Origin of the sequence: Chromobacterium aquaticum (assembly GCF_021129195.1) — a bacterium.
GTDB lineage: Bacteria > Pseudomonadota > Gammaproteobacteria > Burkholderiales > Chromobacteriaceae > Chromobacterium > Chromobacterium aquaticum.
On sequence record NZ_JAJOHW010000054.1, the window covers coordinates 19,220 to 34,488 of the forward strand.

13 protein-coding genes are annotated in these 15,269 nt (G+C 63.4%); 2 read left to right on the forward strand and 11 right to left on the reverse strand.

Annotation, left to right across the window (positions count from 1 at the left end; genetic code table 11):
* Positions 1-86 precede the first annotated feature (86 nt).
* The 11 genes from LQT98_RS08945 to tssK all read right to left on the reverse strand — a co-directional run bounded on the left by LQT98_RS08945 (position 87) and on the right by tssK (position 12,623).
* Positions 87-641: a hypothetical protein gene (locus LQT98_RS08945; protein WP_231462001.1), complete on the reverse strand. Its 555-nt coding sequence runs from the start codon at positions 639-641 to the stop codon at positions 87-89.
* A 123-nt stretch (positions 642-764) separates the two neighbouring features.
* The gene (locus LQT98_RS08950; RefSeq protein ID WP_231462002.1) at positions 765-1,565 is read right to left on the reverse strand and encodes a TrmH family RNA methyltransferase; all 801 of its coding nucleotides are present in this window, start codon (positions 1,563-1,565) and stop codon (positions 765-767) included.
* 5 nt (positions 1,566-1,570) lie between these two features.
* Positions 1,571-2,896, reverse strand: coding sequence for an HDOD domain-containing protein (locus tag LQT98_RS08955; RefSeq protein WP_048411979.1), 1,326 nt, complete (start codon positions 2,894-2,896; stop codon positions 1,571-1,573).
* On the reverse strand, positions 2,883-3,632 hold the full coding sequence (locus LQT98_RS08960; RefSeq protein ID WP_231462003.1) for a class I SAM-dependent methyltransferase: 750 nt from the start codon (positions 3,630-3,632) through the stop codon (positions 2,883-2,885). The genes LQT98_RS08955 and LQT98_RS08960 overlap by 14 nt, the downstream gene beginning before the upstream one ends.
* 10 nt (positions 3,633-3,642) lie before the next feature.
* A complete protein-coding gene (gene motB / locus LQT98_RS08965; RefSeq protein WP_048411978.1) occupies positions 3,643-4,572 on the reverse strand; it encodes a flagellar motor protein MotB in 930 nt (309 codons plus the stop codon).
* Between the two features lie 14 nt (positions 4,573-4,586).
* Entirely contained in the window at positions 4,587-5,444 is an 858-nt protein-coding gene (motA, locus tag LQT98_RS08970; RefSeq protein ID WP_048411977.1) for a flagellar motor stator protein MotA, read from the reverse strand.
* A 190-nt stretch (positions 5,445-5,634) separates the two neighbouring features.
* Complete coding sequence (tssH, locus tag LQT98_RS08975; RefSeq protein ID WP_231462004.1) at positions 5,635-8,253, reverse strand: type VI secretion system ATPase TssH; 2,619 nt, start codon at positions 8,251-8,253, stop codon at positions 5,635-5,637.
* 139 nt (positions 8,254-8,392) lie between these two features.
* Positions 8,393-8,878, reverse strand: a complete 486-nt coding sequence (locus LQT98_RS08980) for an Hcp family type VI secretion system effector (protein WP_107799463.1) — start codon at positions 8,876-8,878, stop codon at positions 8,393-8,395.
* Positions 8,879-8,965: 87 nt separating this feature from the next.
* Complete coding sequence (locus LQT98_RS08985) at positions 8,966-10,537, reverse strand: OmpA family protein (protein WP_231462005.1); 1,572 nt, start codon at positions 10,535-10,537, stop codon at positions 8,966-8,968.
* An 83-nt stretch (positions 10,538-10,620) separates the two neighbouring features.
* Positions 10,621-11,283 carry a DotU/TssL family secretion system protein gene (locus LQT98_RS08990; RefSeq protein ID WP_231462006.1) on the reverse strand — a complete coding sequence of 221 codons (663 nt, stop codon included), beginning with the start codon at positions 11,281-11,283 and terminating at the stop codon, positions 10,621-10,623.
* The gene (gene tssK / locus LQT98_RS08995; protein WP_331282536.1) at positions 11,280-12,623 is read right to left on the reverse strand and encodes a type VI secretion system baseplate subunit TssK; all 1,344 of its coding nucleotides are present in this window, start codon (positions 12,621-12,623) and stop codon (positions 11,280-11,282) included. The genes LQT98_RS08990 and tssK overlap by 4 nt, the downstream gene beginning before the upstream one ends.
* Before the next feature lie 509 nt (positions 12,624-13,132).
* On the opposite strand from tssK, the gene tssB reads away from it, so the two are divergent.
* Both tssB and tssC read left to right on the forward strand, forming a co-directional pair.
* A complete protein-coding gene (gene tssB, locus LQT98_RS09000) occupies positions 13,133-13,639 on the forward strand; it encodes a type VI secretion system contractile sheath small subunit (RefSeq protein ID WP_231462007.1) in 507 nt (168 codons plus the stop codon).
* Positions 13,640-13,655: 16 nt separating this feature from the next.
* A complete protein-coding gene (tssC, locus tag LQT98_RS09005) occupies positions 13,656-15,188 on the forward strand; it encodes a type VI secretion system contractile sheath large subunit (RefSeq protein WP_231462008.1) in 1,533 nt (510 codons plus the stop codon).
* Positions 15,189-15,269 lie beyond the last annotated feature (81 nt).

Below are 15,269 nucleotides of genomic sequence, written 5' to 3' on the forward strand. Positions count from 1 at the left end.
ATTGTCCTGTTCTTAAACTTGCCGATTCAATATCCGGAAAGCATGATAAAGCAATTCGACAAAAATAAAAATCGGACGCTATCAAATCATGCCGCGGCGCTGCGCAGCGCTTGCTCCACCTGACGCAGCATGCGCCGACGGATCAGGCCGCTGACCGGCCGAATCAGATACCAGTACGGAGCGAAGCGCAGACGAGAAGCGGCATCCGGACAATGCACCCGGGTCTGCGTGGAAAGCCGCGTGCCGCGGTCGACCGCTTCGCAATGAAAGCTCAGCAATAGCCGCACGACTCCCGGCTCGCGAAAGGCGACAAAATCATCCAGGCCACCGATCTCGCGCAAGCCGAAATCGGCGCGCCAGAACTCGCCCACCAGGCCCAGCGTCAGCTCACTGTCACCGTCACGCGCCAGCGGCGTGAAGCTGTGCATGCCAAATGGCGGGCGATTGCCCGGCAAGGCGCCGCTCAAGCGGCCTGGCAGCTCGCGCAACGCCATGAAACGCCGCGCCCATGGGTCGTCCGCCGGCGCGACGCGCTGCACCGCGTCCAGCACCGAGGCCTCATCCGCCGCCAAAATGCGGGAATGCGTCTCGACAAACTGATAGTTGGGCAGGATGCGCTCCGCCAGCGCGAACCTGGTCATATCTTCCCCCTAGTCCAACGTTCTCAGAACCTGTTTACGATCTGCTGCGCCTGGAGGGGCGCTACACGGAGAGCAGGCCTTGTCTCGCCCTAGCCCACGAGAGCGTAAACACGTTCACAATGCTCAGGATGAGCCTAATTCCAACTGCCTCACCCGCTCAAACAAACACACCGTCGCCGCCATCGCCACATTCAGCGATTCGGCATGCCCGGGCATCGGGATCCGCACCCGCGCGTCGGCCAGCGCCAGCGCCTCCGCGCTGACGCCGGCGCCCTCGTTGCCGAAAACAAAGGCCACCGGCCCGCGCAAATCCTGTGTGTACAAGGAAGTCGATCCTTCCAGGTGAGTGACCAGCTTGCGGCCCTCATAACCCGCCAGCTCGGCGCACAGATCGACCTGTTCATGGATATTCAGCGCGAAGTGCGCGCCCATGCCGGCGCGTAGCACCTTGGGGGAATAGACATCGACGCAGCCCTTGGACAACATCACCTCGCGGACCCCGGCCGCCGCGGCGCAGCGCAGAATGGTGCCGAGATTGCCCGGGTCCTGGATGTCCTCCAGCATTACCCGCGGCGCGGCGGCTGGGCTGGGCCGTGGCTGCGGCCGCGGGCACAAGGCCAGCAGCTCCCCGGCGCTGGCCAGCGCGGTGGCCTTGGCCAGCACCGCTTCCGGCACCGTGACCACCGTGGTCGGCGCATGCAGCCGCCGCAGCAGCGCGCCCACCTCCGCATGCGCCTGCGCCGCCTCGTTCAGATACACCCGCTCAGGAACGATGCCGGCCTCCAGGCAGGACTCGGTCAGGTGGATGCCTTCCAACAGCATCAGTTGCTGCTTGCGGCGCTCGCGCGGATTTTGCGCCAGGCGCGCCAATTGCTTGATCTCGTCGTTATGCGCCGAGGTGATGATTTTGCTGATGTACGACATGTGTGCTATTGCGGCAGCATGGTCAGGCGCGCCACTAAATCCTTGAATCGGTGATAACTGTCCTCGTCGATCACCTGGCCGCTATGGCCGTTGTCGACATAGAACACGCCGGACAATGCATGCCCGACAAACAGAGTGATCAGGGCGAACTCACTATCCCCGATCTGTTCGAAAAACAGATCCTCATAGCGCCGCTCCAGTTGCTGGCGCACCGAGGCCGGCGCGTGGAAGCTCTGCGCCTTGCTGGTCAACAGCGCGAAGAAGGAGCCCGGCTCCAGCGCCAAAGGCAGCTTGCGCAGCGGATGGCCCTCGCTCAAGCCTAGTTGATAGCGCAGCTTGAGCGCATGCGCGTCCTGATCGTAACGGTAATACAGCACGCGCTCGAACTTGAGATCATTGGCCAGGTGGCGGATGGATTCGCGTATCGCCTTCTCCATCTGCTCGGCATCGCTCAGCGCCGCGGTTTTCTGCAACGAGGGCCGCTTGTACTCCCCCTCCAGCATCAACAGGCTGCGCACCGGATACCTATAGCCCACCGCCCGCGGATGGCGCGCCACCGACAGCGCCGCGTGCACCACCGCCTGGTAGGCCAGCTGCGGCGCGCAGCCTATCAACTTGGCCGCGGCGTCCACGCCCACCTGCCAAGTACTGCGCCAGCAGCCCTGCTCCAAGGAGTTGGCGGTGGCCATCGCCAGGCGCAGCAGCTGGCGGCGCTTGGTCGGGCTGCCCGGCCCCAGCAGAGCGTTCAGCCCCACCGGCAGCGGCATCAGCTTGATGAATTGCTCCAGCACCTGAGCGTAATCGCACTGGAAGGTATCCGACACTTCCTGCAGCAGCGGGCGATAGGGCAGCTGATTGCGCTGCATCATGAACAGGCAGGCGGGCAGATTGTACAGCAAGGCGGCGACGAAACAGTCCTCCACCTTGTGATCGCCCATCAGGGACAGCCACTCCTTGACCAGCAAGGCCGCCACGCGCGAGCGCCCCAGCCAGTCGCCCACCGCTTCCAACACCTCCTCGTCCAGCTTGCCCGGCTCCGCCTCCAACGCGGCGACGCGGCCAAAGCGGTTGGTCACCGCTTCCAGCCCCATCAGCAGCAGTGTCTGCTCCACCGAGGGAATGCTTTCATTACGCTGCAACGCGCGCGAACCGCCGACCACCCGCGCCAGATCCAGCAGCAGGAAGGGGTCGGACAGGCAAAGATTGGCAAGATCAGTGAAATTGATCAGGTCGCTGTGGCGAGCGCAAATATCTTTCAGCTCGCCCAACGTATCGGGCAGAATCGGCCAGCGCCGTTCGGCGATGGACTTGATCCAGTTAGCAAGCTCCATGTGGGTGGCGCCAGATCAGTAGTTCGGTTTGCAAAGCGCCTCCCAGCGGGATGCGTTCATCGGGTTCTACATCGGGAACGGCGAAGGTATTGCTGACCAGCAGGCTGCCTGGCCGGCCTTCGGCCAGGAACTTGCGCCAGACGCGCGCCATCGGCTCCGGGGACAGAAACACGTATACCGCATCATAACCGCCCCAAGGCTCGCGCCAGAAACTGCCGCAGGCGAACTCCACCCCTTGCGGACGCTGCTCCAGCCACCAGCGCGCGCGCGCCAGCGCCCAGCTGCCCCAAGCGTTTTCCAGCGCCCTCACCCGCAAATCCGGCCGCAACCGGTTCAGCCGCACCGCCAGCCTGCCATCGCCGCAACCGGCCTCCAGCAGCGCCGCGCGCTCCGGCAGCAGGCCTGCCAGCCGTTCCGCGGCCTGCGCCGACGATCGGTACAAGGGCACGCGTTCCAGCACCGCGTTGCGGCCCAGCGCGAAGGTCAGCGCCAGGCCCAGCAAATACACCCAGGACGGCAAGGCCGCCTGCTGCATCAGCGCCAGCGCCGGCACGAACAGGCCGTGCAATAAACGCTGCCAACCGGGCAGACGCATGAAAATGGCCAAGGCCGCCGCGCACAAGCCCTGCAATATCGCCCAGCCCAGCGGCTGCGCCGCCGGCGCGACGAAATACATGGCCACAACCGCCACCAGCAACTGCAAGCCGAGATGGCGCAGCCGGCTCAGCAAGCCCAAGCCTCCCGCTTCATTTGGCCGGAGCTTCCGCCGGCGTGGCGGCCGGTTCGGCTTCGCCCTCGGTCGGACCGCCGATGACTTCCTGATTCATCTGCGGCTTATAGCCGTCGTTGAGGATATTGCTTTCCGCTTCCTTGTTCAGCACCACGATGGCGATACGGCGGTTTTCCGGGCTGAACACATTGGTCTTGACCAGCGGATTGGCCGAGGCCAGGCCCACCACGCGCAGCACCTTGTTGTCCTGCAAGCCGCCGGCCACCAGTTCGCGCCGCGCCGCGTTGGCACGGTCGGCGGACAACTCCCAGTTGCTGTAGCCGCCCTGGCCGCTGCCAAAGGGCTTGGCATCGGTATGGCCGGAGATGCTGATCTTGTTCGGCATCATGTTCAACTCCTTGGCCAGCTGCTGCAGCAGCACGCGGGTATGCGGCAGCATGCGCGAACTGCCGGAATCGAACATCGAGCGGTTCTGCTCATCGACGATCTGTATCTTCAAGCCATCCGGCGTGATTTCCAGCTTGAGCTGGTTCTTGTATTCCTTGAGCAGTTCGCTGTGATCCACCGTGCTCTGAATCTTGTTCTGCAACTGCTCCATCGACGCTTGCTCACGCTGCTTGCGCATGATCTCATCTTGCGGCGAGCCGGATTTGTTGACCTGGCCGGTCTGCTTGGTCAAATCATTGCCGCCGCCCTTGATCACCGAAGTGGCGTCGCCGGCGCCGGCGCCGCCGGACAGCGCCACCTTCAGCGGCGTCTTGAAGTACTCGGCGATGCCGTTGAGCGTGCCCTGCGAGGCCGAGCCCAGCAGCCACATCAACAGGAAGAACGCCATCATCGCGGTCACGAAGTCGGCATAGGCGATTTTCCAGGCGCCGCCATGGTGGCCGTGGCCGCCCTTCTTGATGCGTTTGACGATGATGGGCCGTTGCGATTCGTCAGCCATGATGTCCCCGTCGCTTATTTCTTGGCCTGTTTCACATGGTCTTCCAGTTCCTTGAAGGACGGACGATCATGCGAAGCCAGCACCTTGCGGCCGAATTCCACCGCCACTTGCGGCGCATAGCCGTTGAGGCTGGCCAGGATGGTGACCTTGATGGTTTGGTAGACCCGGGTGCCGTCACCCAGCTTGTGCTCGAGAATGGTGGCCAGCGGGCCGACAAAGCCGTAAGCCAGCAAGATACCGAGGAAGGTGCCCACCAGCGCGTGGGCGATCAGCATGCCCAGTTCCGACGGCGGCGCGCCCACCGACTCCATGGTATGCACCACCCCCATCACCGCCGCCACGATACCGAAGGCCGGCAGACCGTCGGCCAGGCCCTTGACCGCGTTGACCGGCACCTCGCCCTCGTGATGGTGGGTTTCGATTTCCACATCCATCAGGTTCTCGATTTCGAAGGCGTTGAGGTTGCCGCCCACCATCAGGCGCAGATAGTCGCAGATGAATTCCACCACGTGATGGTCATGCAAGACCGTGGTGTATTTGGAAAAGACAGGGCTGGCTTCCGGGTTCTCGACATCGGCCTCGATGGACATCAGGCCTTCCTTGCGCACCTTGGTCAGAATCTCGAACAGCAGCGAGAACAGTTCCATGTAGAAGGCCTTGCCGTAAGGCGAGCCCTTGAACACGGTGGGGAAGGCTTTCATGGTCGCCTTCAACGGCGCGCCGCCGTTGGCCACCACGAAGGCGCCGAGCGCGGCGCCGGCGATCATCACCACCTCCAGCGGCTGCATCAACGCGGCGAGATGCCCCCCCGCAGCGACGAATCCCCCCAGCACGGAGCCCAGAATAATGAGGTAGCCGATTCCGACGAACATGCGTCAAGTCCTGTCTTTGTGATTTTTCGGATCGCTGCGTTTTCCATTACAGCACGACTTTTATTCTATTCATAATAGAAAAAGCGGATTGAATTGTATCAACCCGCTTTCCCAGCTGCAAAAAACATGGAAGGTGATATTCACCAGCGCTGAAAAATGACGTGGCCAAGCAAGGACCTTCGGTCCGCCTTCAAGACAATGCCATCTCCAGCTCACCGCCGCTCCCGGTCGCCAGCGTGATTCTCGCCGGCATCCCGCCGTGCTCCAGCCGCCATTGCAGACACTGCGCCGCCATCTCCGGCAACAACTGCTGCCGCACCAGATGGTCCAGGCCGCGCGCGCCGTTGTCGCGCCGACCGCAGGCGCAGGCCAACGCCCGCGCACAGTCCGCCCCCGCCTCCAGCACCATGCCTTGCGACGCCTTCAGATGCGCGGCCAACGCCGTCAGTTTCAATTGCGCGATTTCCGCCAGCGCGGACGCCGACAACAGCCCATAGGGCACCACCTGCATCCGCGCCAGCAGCGGCGCCTGAAAATGGGCCAGCAATAATGACCGCAGCGCATCCAGCCACGCCTCTCGCTCCGGCTCCGCGTCCTGCTCCAGCAACAGCTCGCTGCCCAGATTCGACGTCAGCAGAAACAGCGTATTGCGAAAATCGATCTCACGACCCTCGCCATCCCGCATGAAGCCGCGGTCGAACGCCTGGTAAAACAGGTTCAGCACATCCCGGTGCGCCTTCTCCGCCTCGTCCAGCAGAATCACGCTATACGGCCGCCGCCGCACCGCCTCGGTCAGCACCCCGCCTTGGCCATAGCCGACATAACCCGGCGGCGAACCTTTCAACTGCGACACCGTGTGCGCTTCCTGATATTCGGACAGATTGATGGTCAGCAGCGCCTGTTCGCCGCCAAACAATAAATCGGCCAGCGCCAGTCCGGTCTCGGTCTTACCCACGCCGGACGGTCCGGTCAGCAGAAACACCCCCAGCGGGCCGCGGCTGGGCTCCAGGCCGGACTTGGCCGCCAGCAAGGACTGTGCGATCTCAGCCACCGCGCCCTCCTGCCCGCGCACCCGTTCCCGCAAAGAAGCAGCCAGGCCCAGCAGGTTCGCCGCGTCGTCGGCCAGCAGCCTGCCCACCGGCACCCCGGTCCAATCGGCGATCACTTCCGCCACCAAGGCCGCATCCACCTCCGCAACCGCCAAGCGGCGCTCCCCCTGCAGTGCCGCCAGCTCGGCGCGCGCCTGCGCCAGCCGCGCCGCGCCGCCCGGCTGTTCGCCCCGCTCCCGGCACTGCTGGCGCAAGGACTCCGCGCTCAGCCGTTCCTGTTGATAACGCCCTTGCAACACCTCGGCTTCAAGCCGCGTCTCGGCCAGCTCGGTGTCGACCGCCTGCAGGCGCGCCTCAAGCCGCGTGTCGCCGACGCCAAGCCTAGCCTCATCCAACAAGGCCTCCCTCTCGCTGTCCAGCGCCGACACCCGCGCCTGCACAAGCTGCAACTCCACCGCGCCGCCTTCCAGACTCAGCCGCGCTCGCGCCGCCGCGGTGTCGATCAAATCCACCGCCTTGTCCGGCAACTGCCGGCCGGCCAGATAGCGCCGCGACAAACTCACCGCCGCCGTGATCGCCTCATCGCGGATCGCCACCCCGTGATGCTCGGCATAGCGCGACTTCAGGCCGCGCAACATCAGACAGGCGGCGGCATCGTCCGGCTCTTCCACCTTCACCATCTGGAACCGCCGCTCCAGCGCCGCGTCCTGCTCGAAATACTGCTTGTACTCCGACCAAGTGGTAGCGGCTATCGTCCGCAATTCGCCACGCGCCAGCGCCGGCTTCAGCAAATTCGCCGCGTCGCTGCCGCCGGCTGCATTACCCGCGCCCACCAGCACATGCGCCTCATCGATAAACAGCAGAATAGGCTGCTCGGACGTGCGCACCGCCTCGATCACCAGTTTCAGCCGCTGCTCGAACTCGCCTTTGACGCCCGCGCCCGCCTGCAATAGGCCAATGTCCAACGCCAGCAGCCGCACTTGGCGCAATGCCTGCAGCACCTCGCCGGAAGCGATGGCCAAGGCCAGCCCCTCCGCCAGCGCCGTCTTGCCCACCCCAGGCTCGCCCACCAGGATGGGATTGTTCTTCCGACGGCGCAGCAGAACATCCACCATCTGCCGCATCTCCTTGTCGCGGCCCTGCAGCGGATCGATCAAGCCCTGACGTGCCTTGGCGGTCAAATCGCCGGCGAACCGGGTCAAGACCTCCGGCAACTCGCCAAGCGCCGTTTCCGCCTCCCGTCCAGCCTCCGCCGGCGAAGACAGCTCGTCCGGGCCGCTCCGCGCCTCGGATTCCGCCGACACCTGCTCCAGCCATGCCCAGCGCGCGCGAAGCTGCGCCGCGGACAGGCTGAACAAGGGCCAAGCCTGCCGACAAGACAAACGCTCCGGCGCCGCCAGCAAGGCCAGATACAAATGCGCCGAGCGTATCCGCAAGCCGCCAAAATCCAGCGAAGCGATCAGCCAGGCCGCCTGCAGCAGCTCCTGCAACCCGCGCGACAGCCCGGGCTTGCCGCGCATATTACGCGGCAAGCGCTCCAGCGCGGCCAGCAAGCCCTGCCACACCTCATCCACGTCGATCTCGTAATGCCGCAGCAAGACGGCCAGATCGCCATCGCCCTGCTCCAGCAACTTGACCAGCCAGTGCTCAACCGTGATCTCCGCGTGCGCGCGCGTCTGGCACAAGCCGGCCGCCGCCTCCAGCGCATGGGCGCAGTGCTCGTTCAGCCTCCGCAGCAAATGAACAGAATCGAGAGTCATGTCCGTCTTTTCCCAAAAAAGCGCATGCCGGCCAAAATGGCCGGCATCACAAAAGTGCCGTAAACCTCCTCCGTCAACCGCGAAACGCTAAGCCGGCCACGCGCCTAAACCAGCCCAGCGCTTGCCGCGCATGGCGGCGCTAACGGTTTTCAATCCAGCTGTCGGAGTGGATGATGTTGCCGTCCTTATAGGCCCAGGTAATCTTTTCGTAGCGCATTTCCACCTCTTCCAGATGGTTGTAACGCTCCCGATCCGGATCCTTGATGTTGTACATCTTGGGGGCCACCGACACGACCTTGACGTTGTCCAGCTTGATATTGAAATACTCCTGCTCGCTGCCGGCGTCATCGATCTGATACCACTTGAACTCCACCTCCTTCAGCGTCTGCCCGCTGGTCACCGCCTTGTACAAATACGGCGATGAAGCATCAAACTCCTTGACCAGGGTCAGCGCCTCATGCACCCGGGTGCCAGTCAGCTTGCCGGTATTGCCATCGGTGGGAATGCGCACTGCATGATCGAACTCCACCACCTCCACACTGTTCTCGCGACCTTGCACCGTTACCGACCCCTTGATATCGGCGCCGCCGTCATCCTTCAGCCACATATACGCGGGAATTGCCATCGCTCGTTCTCCCAATGAATCAACTTAATAATTTAAGTTTCACAAAAACCCCGGACTGCAACCGGGAAGCCTCCTCGCCCCCAACCCTTACTTCACGGGAGGGAATGGCAGCAAGGTAATCTCCACGCGCCGGTTCCTGGCCCGGCCCTCGGCATCGTCATTGCTCGCCAGCGGCCGAGTTGCGCCATAACCCTGGATCGCGAAGCGGCTCAGCGGCAATCCAGACACTTGCACCAGCCAATCGCGCACCGCGGCGGCGCGCTCCAGCGACAAGCGCTGATTCGCGTCAGCACGTCCCACGCTATCGGTATGCCCGGCCACCAACACATTGCGGTCAGCGTGCTGGCGCAAGGCGGCCAGCACCGGCTCCAGAGAAGCCGCCGCGTCCGGGCGCAGCGCGGCCTTGCCGCTATCAAACAAGGACAAGCTGTCCAGCGACACCGAAACCGGCGCCGCCTGCGGAGGCCGATACTCTGCAATCAGCCTGGCGATGCGCTGATGCCAGGGCCGCGCCCGATAAAAACCGAAGCCCAAGCGCAGTGGCACGCCAAGATCGGCATGGCTCTGCAATTCGCGCGCATCCCTCTCCAGCACCAGCAAAGCCTGGCGGCGCTCCGCATCCCGCTCCGCGGGCAGCGATCGATAACGCGCGACATCGGCCGCCAGCCGTTCCAGCAATTGGCGATTGGACCAGGCCGAAGCGGCCAGCGCCGCCATCGCCGTCAAGCAGGCCAGCAGCCAAAGATTCAAGACCAGTTTCCAGCCGGCGGACAAACGCGGGCCGCGCTCCAGGCCAAATAGCCAACTGCCGGGCAGCCCACCCTCTTCCCCGCCGCCAGCGCTTAGCGGTCGTACCGCCAAGCCGCTCAAGGCCTGCCGGGCGCGCCCCCACGGCGACAGCGCAGCATCGCCGCCCTGCGCCGGCAGCAGGGCGATGCCTTGCAAGCCGGGGGCGGGCAACGGCGTGGCGCCTTGCAGCAAGGCAGGCAACGCCTGAGAAGCCAGCCAGCCCCCCACCGCGCCGGCGCGCTGCCGCAAATCGAAGCGAGCCCGTCCCTCTCCATCGCCCAAGCCCGACGCTTGCAACTCCAGTTGCTTGCGCCACTCATCCAGCCGCTCGCGCCATTGGCGCAGGCTGGAACACGGCGCGCCTTTCAGCACTACGCCCAAGGTCCCATTGATGCCGGCGCAACGCCTCGGCGCGGGAAATCTCACCAATAAATACAGCGGCAAGCGACACCCCAAGCGCGCCTCCGCGTCGGCAATCGCCTGCCGCCAAGCTTGCAAACGGCCCAGCCAGGCCGATTCGCCACACTCGGCCGCCGCCTCCACCCGCAAGGCCAGCGCATTGGGCGGAACGCCCCGCCGCCAGGCCACCAGTTCGGACATCACCCGCTCCAGCAGCGCCGGCGTGGGCACCATCACCCGCAGCACGCCATCCTCCGCCGCCACGTAGGCGCCGCGCCGGCTTTCCAGCTCCACCACCGTGACACGATCGCCGCGCCAGCCCTGCGGCAGTTCCAGCAGGCCCGGCAACACCGGCTCCCGCTCCGTCTGCCCGCCACTGGACCGCCGCAGCCGCCATCCGATCCAGGCCAGCCAGACAGCCACCGCAAGCAGCACCGCGCCCAGGCGCAGCCCTCCGCTCCAAGGCGTCATGAACGTCAGCCACCACGAAGCCGCCGCCAGCGACAAGCCCCACAAGCAGAAAGAATGCGCCCGCGTCCGCATCGCTCGCTCCCTCATGCCAACGCCAGCGCCGCATCGGCGGCGCCCAGCCAACCATGCAAGACCGCATAGGCAAAGAACAAGGCCGCCAGGCCCGCCACCGCCGCCGCCAACGGCAAGGCCACGCGCCGCAGGTAGCGGGAAGCATTGCCGCGCATCAGCGCGACCTGGCCGTCAAACTCGCCCGCCGGCAATGGCGGTGGCGCCTCCAATCCCGCGCTCAAGCGCCCCAGCAAGGACTGGCAGGCGGCTTCGTCCTCGCCGCCGCGGAAACCCAGCGCCAGCGTCATCGCATAGCACCAGCTCAGCGCCGCGGGCGCGCCAGGCTGTGCCAAGTGCTCGCGCATCTGCTGCAGCAAAGCCTCGCCCGCCTGGTAACTATTGAAAAACCGCACCTGCAAGGGCTCCCGCGCCCATGCCGCGCGCTGGTCGCCCTGCAGCCGGCGCAGCGCCGCCTCGTCCAACAACGCGCATTGCGCGTAACTGACGCTGGCGATCAAAGCCTCGCCTGCGCCAGCCTGGCGCAGGTCTTCTCGCAACGTGTGCACCAGACCGGCCGCATGCTCGCGCCAGTCCTCCACATGCTCGGGCGCATCCTTGTCGGCCAGCATCGACGCTGTCAGCGCCGTGTCCCTAAGGCCTCGGGCCAAAATCTCCGGCGGAAATGGTTTGTTCATGATTGCAGCACCACAAAGAGTTCAAGCGCCACGCCCGGCAAGGACGCGGGCACATAGCAGGAGCATGCCTGCACATCCAGCATGCGTTTGAATGCCGGATGCGCAGCGTCCAAGACGAAGTACAGGTTTTCCATGCGTACCGGTAAAGCGGCCGGCAAACGTGCCGGCACGCTCAAGGGCACGCCGCTGGATGCCGTACTGAGCAGGGCCTCCACCTCCTCCGGCGCGCCGATCTTGCACACGGCGGGAAAGCGCTCCAATAGCTGCGCCGGCGGCATATCCGCCCGTACCGACAGATAAAAGCCGCCCTGCTCTGCCAGCCTGGAGTCCGCCAGCGTTCCATGCCACGTCGACGACGTGCCCTTGGCCAAGGGCACAAGCACCACCTGCGAGGGAATCACCTGCTCCAGGCTCGTCCTGATCCGGTCTTCCAGCTGCAAAAAGCCGGGCCGGGCATCTTCATGCCTATAGGCCGGGATATCCGCCAGATCCTGCTGCAGCGAGAATGTGCTCAACATGCCGCACAGCTGCGCCAGCGCGCGGTGCAGGGCCTCCGGATGACTGGCCGGCGTCCCGCGCAAATGCGCCAGCACCGGCCAGGCGCTGTTCACGCAATGCAGGAACCAGAACAAGCCGGCGTCCGACACCGAAAAATCCACCATGCCGCGTCCACGCTCGCGCCGGCGCTCAGACAACTGGCGGCTGCGCGCCAGCAGCATCTCCTCGACCCGCCCGGCCAGGTCCAGCAAACCGGGGACACTATCTAGCCGCAGGGACGGCGGCCAGAACGCTTCGTCCCGCGTCCAGCGCCCCTGACCATCGCGGCTTAGGCGCAGCAATGGGCAGCAGACATAATCCGCCTGCTCCTCGAACTCCAGCAGCAGGCGCAAATTGCCGCGCTCCACGGCCAACTCCGCTGGCGGGCCATCATATAAATCGTTCACTTCCCGGTATTCGCAGCGCTGTCGTCGCGGCCGCGATGGCGTTTCGCTACTCCGTTCGCAATTGCCGCCGCCGGCATCCCACAACGGCAGGCCCAACGACACCATCAGGCTCTGCGTTTCCGCCGCTACCAGCAGCTCCCTGGCCGGCGGCAATTGATCCACTTCGACACAATCGACAACAGCGCCATCCGGCAGGACCAGGCGTAAACGCTCCAGCTTCAGCTTGCCAAGGCTCAAGGCCGCCTCATCCCAATCCACTTCCCAGCAGCCCCAAAAATAGGGCTGGGCCAAACGCCCAAACGAGGCTGCCAAATGAGAAAACCACAATGACTGCTGCTGAAAGTGCTGAGGAGACAATAAAGCCCCCTCCAGCCACATCGGACGAAAAATCCTCATGGAGATAACCTCGTGAGCAAGCTCTAATTCAGGAGCGGCTGACACCAAGCGAAGCAGAGTCAGCGCAAGCTACCCAGCCTTAAAACCGTCCGACAAAACGCCAAAAAAAATAAAAACCCAATTCATTAATTAAACAAAAAAACAAATAGGAAAACATTAAAAAATAAAAATGACAAAAAAAATATACATGGCGCTTCACGGAAAAATCTCAAACATTCTAGGCCAAAAACAATATTTTATGTCAACAAAAAAACAATATTGCATCAAACAACACAATATGGTTAACATTGAAAGCTAATTAAAAAATCGATCAACAGCGATAGATAAATTTAGGCAGAAAGAAAATACAGCAGCCACATTGACCTAAAACCAGGAGAAAACAGTCACGCCGACATAGCCCATATCGCCGCCAGCAACGTGTGAAAACGCGGCAAACACGCAACCTCGCCCATTTATCCAGCAGGGAAAATGGGCGCGCTGCAATCTTGATCGCAACTGAGGAAAACACCATGGCCGAAAGCTTTCAAAACGAAGTGCCCGCCGCGCGGGTCAACATCAAACTGGATCTGCATACCGGTGGAGCGCAGAAGAAAGTCGAACTCCCACTGAAACTGCTGGTGGCGGGGGACTACAGCCATGGCCAGGAACATCGGCCGCTGGCGGAACGGGAAAAGGTGTCGATCGACAAGAACAACTTCGACGCCGTGCTGGCCGAGCTCAAGCCTAGAGCCAAGCTGGTGGTGGAAAACACGTTGGCCGGCGACGGCTCTGAAATGGCGGTGGACCTGGATTTCAAGGCGATGAAGGACTTCCACCCGGAACAGGTAGCGGCGCAAATCCCGGAACTGCGCGCGCTGCTGGCAATGCGCAACCTGCTGCGCGACCTCAAGGCCAATCTGCTCGACAACGCCTCCTTCCGTCGCGAGCTGGAAAAAATCCTGCGCGACGACGCGCTGTCCGCCAATTTGCGCAGCGAACTGGAACGCATCATCCCGCTCAGCCAAGCCGCCCACTAAGCCAGGAGTCCTCACCATGTCTACCAAAAAGCAACAGCAAGCTGACGACACCATCGTGCTGGAATCGCCGGCCAGCGTTTACGAATCGCTATGCGCCAAAATCAACCTGGCGCCGGTGGCCAGCACCCAGCCCATCGAGGCCTATCAGACCGCCGAAGTGATGTCGGACGCGCCGCTGGACGAACGCATCGCGGTGGCGGTCAACGTCTTCCTGAAAATGATCCAGGAATCCTCGCAAAAAGTGGACCGACTGGACAAAAGCCTGCTGGACTTCCACATCGCCAACATCGACGCGCAGATCAGCCGCCAGCTGGACGCGGTGATGCACGCCCCCGCCTTCCAGCAAATAGAGTCCTGCTGGCGCGGACTGCGCTTCCTGGTGGATCGCACCGACTTCCGCAAGAACGTCAAGATCGAAGTGCTGGACGTCAGCAAGGAAGACCTGCGCAACGACTTCGACGACGCGCCGGAAGTGATCCAGAGCGGCCTCTACCAGCACACCTACATCCAGGAATACGACACCCCAGGCGGCGAACCCATAGGCGCCATCATCTCCAATTACGAATTCGACCGCGGCCCGCAGGACATCGCGCTGCTGCGCGACATCGCCAAGGTGGCCGCCGCCGCCCACATGCCCTTCATCGGCTCGGTGGGGCCGGCCTTCTTCGGCAAGCAAAGCATGGATGAAGTGGCCGCCATCCAGGACGTGGCCAACTACTTCGACCGCGCGGAATACATCAAATGGCGCAGCTTCCGCAACAGCGACGACGCCCGCTACATCGGACTGACCTTGCCGCGCTTCCTGGCGCGCCTGCCCTATGGACCCGACACCGTGCCGGTGCGCAGCTTCAACTACGCCGAAAACGTCAAGGGCCCGGACCACCAGCGCTACCTGTGGGCCAACGCCGCCTTCGCCTTTGCCGCCAATATGGTGCGCAGCTTCATCGGCAACGGCTGGTGCGTGCAAGTGCGCGGCCCGCAGGCCGGCGGCCTGGTGGAAGACCTGCCCATTCACCTGTACGACCTGGGCATAGGCAACCAGGTGAAAATCCCCACCGAAGTGCTGATTCCGGAAACCCGCGAATTCGAATTCGCCAACCTGGGCTTCGTCCCGCTGTCCTTCTACAAGAACCGCGACTACGCCTGCTTCTTCTCCGCCAATTCCACGCAAAAGCCGGCGCTGTACGACACCAAGGAGGCCAGCGCCAACAGCCGCATCAACGCGCGGCTGCCGTACATCTTCCTGCTGTCGCGGCTGGCGCACTACCTGAAGCTGATCCAGCGCGAGAACATCGGCGCCACCAAGGACCGCCGGCTGCTGGAACTGGAGCTCAACACCTGGATCAAGCTGCTGGTCACCGAAATGACCGACCCCAGCGACGAGCTGCAAGCCTCGCACCCGCTGCGCGACGCCCAGGTCATCGTCGAAGACATCGATGACAACCCCGGCTTCTTCAAGGTCAAGCTGTTCATCGTGCCGCACTTCCAGGTGGAGGGCCTGGACATCAACCTGTCCCTGGTTTCGCAAATGCCCAAGGCCAAGAACTAAACGTCGCCGCCCCCCGGCCTGCGCAACGGGCCGGGGGGACTGGCCGATATGGAGAAGCCGCCATGCCGCCGCAACAGCACT

Bases quoted from the DNA above. Each gene is read 5' to 3' on its own strand.
- LQT98_RS08955 (WP_048411979.1), bottom strand. From the start codon at position 2,896: ATGGAGCTTGCTAACTGGATCAAGTCCATCGCCGAACGGCGCTGGCCG.
- LQT98_RS08950 (WP_231462002.1), bottom strand. From the start codon at position 1,565: ATGTCGTACATCAGCAAAATCATCACCTCGGCGCATAACGACGAGATC.
- tssH (WP_231462004.1), bottom strand. From the start codon at position 8,253: ATGACTCTCGATTCTGTTCATTTGCTGCGGAGGCTGAACGAGCACTGC.
- tssK (WP_331282536.1), bottom strand. From the start codon at position 12,623: ATGAGGATTTTTCGTCCGATGTGGCTGGAGGGGGCTTTATTGTCTCCT.
- motB (WP_048411978.1), bottom strand. From the start codon at position 4,572: ATGGCTGACGAATCGCAACGGCCCATCATCGTCAAACGCATCAAGAAG.
- LQT98_RS08980 (WP_107799463.1), bottom strand. From the start codon at position 8,878: ATGGCAATTCCCGCGTATATGTGGCTGAAGGATGACGGCGGCGCCGAT.
- tssB (WP_231462007.1), top strand. From the start codon at position 13,133: ATGGCCGAAAGCTTTCAAAACGAAGTGCCCGCCGCGCGGGTCAACATC.
- LQT98_RS08990 (WP_231462006.1), bottom strand. From the start codon at position 11,283: ATGAACAAACCATTTCCGCCGGAGATTTTGGCCCGAGGCCTTAGGGAC.
- tssC (WP_231462008.1), top strand. From the start codon at position 13,656: ATGTCTACCAAAAAGCAACAGCAAGCTGACGACACCATCGTGCTGGAA.
- LQT98_RS08945 (WP_231462001.1), bottom strand. From the start codon at position 641: ATGACCAGGTTCGCGCTGGCGGAGCGCATCCTGCCCAACTATCAGTTT.
- motA (WP_048411977.1), bottom strand. From the start codon at position 5,444: ATGTTCGTCGGAATCGGCTACCTCATTATTCTGGGCTCCGTGCTGGGG.
- LQT98_RS08985 (WP_231462005.1), bottom strand. From the start codon at position 10,537: ATGACGCCTTGGAGCGGAGGGCTGCGCCTGGGCGCGGTGCTGCTTGCG.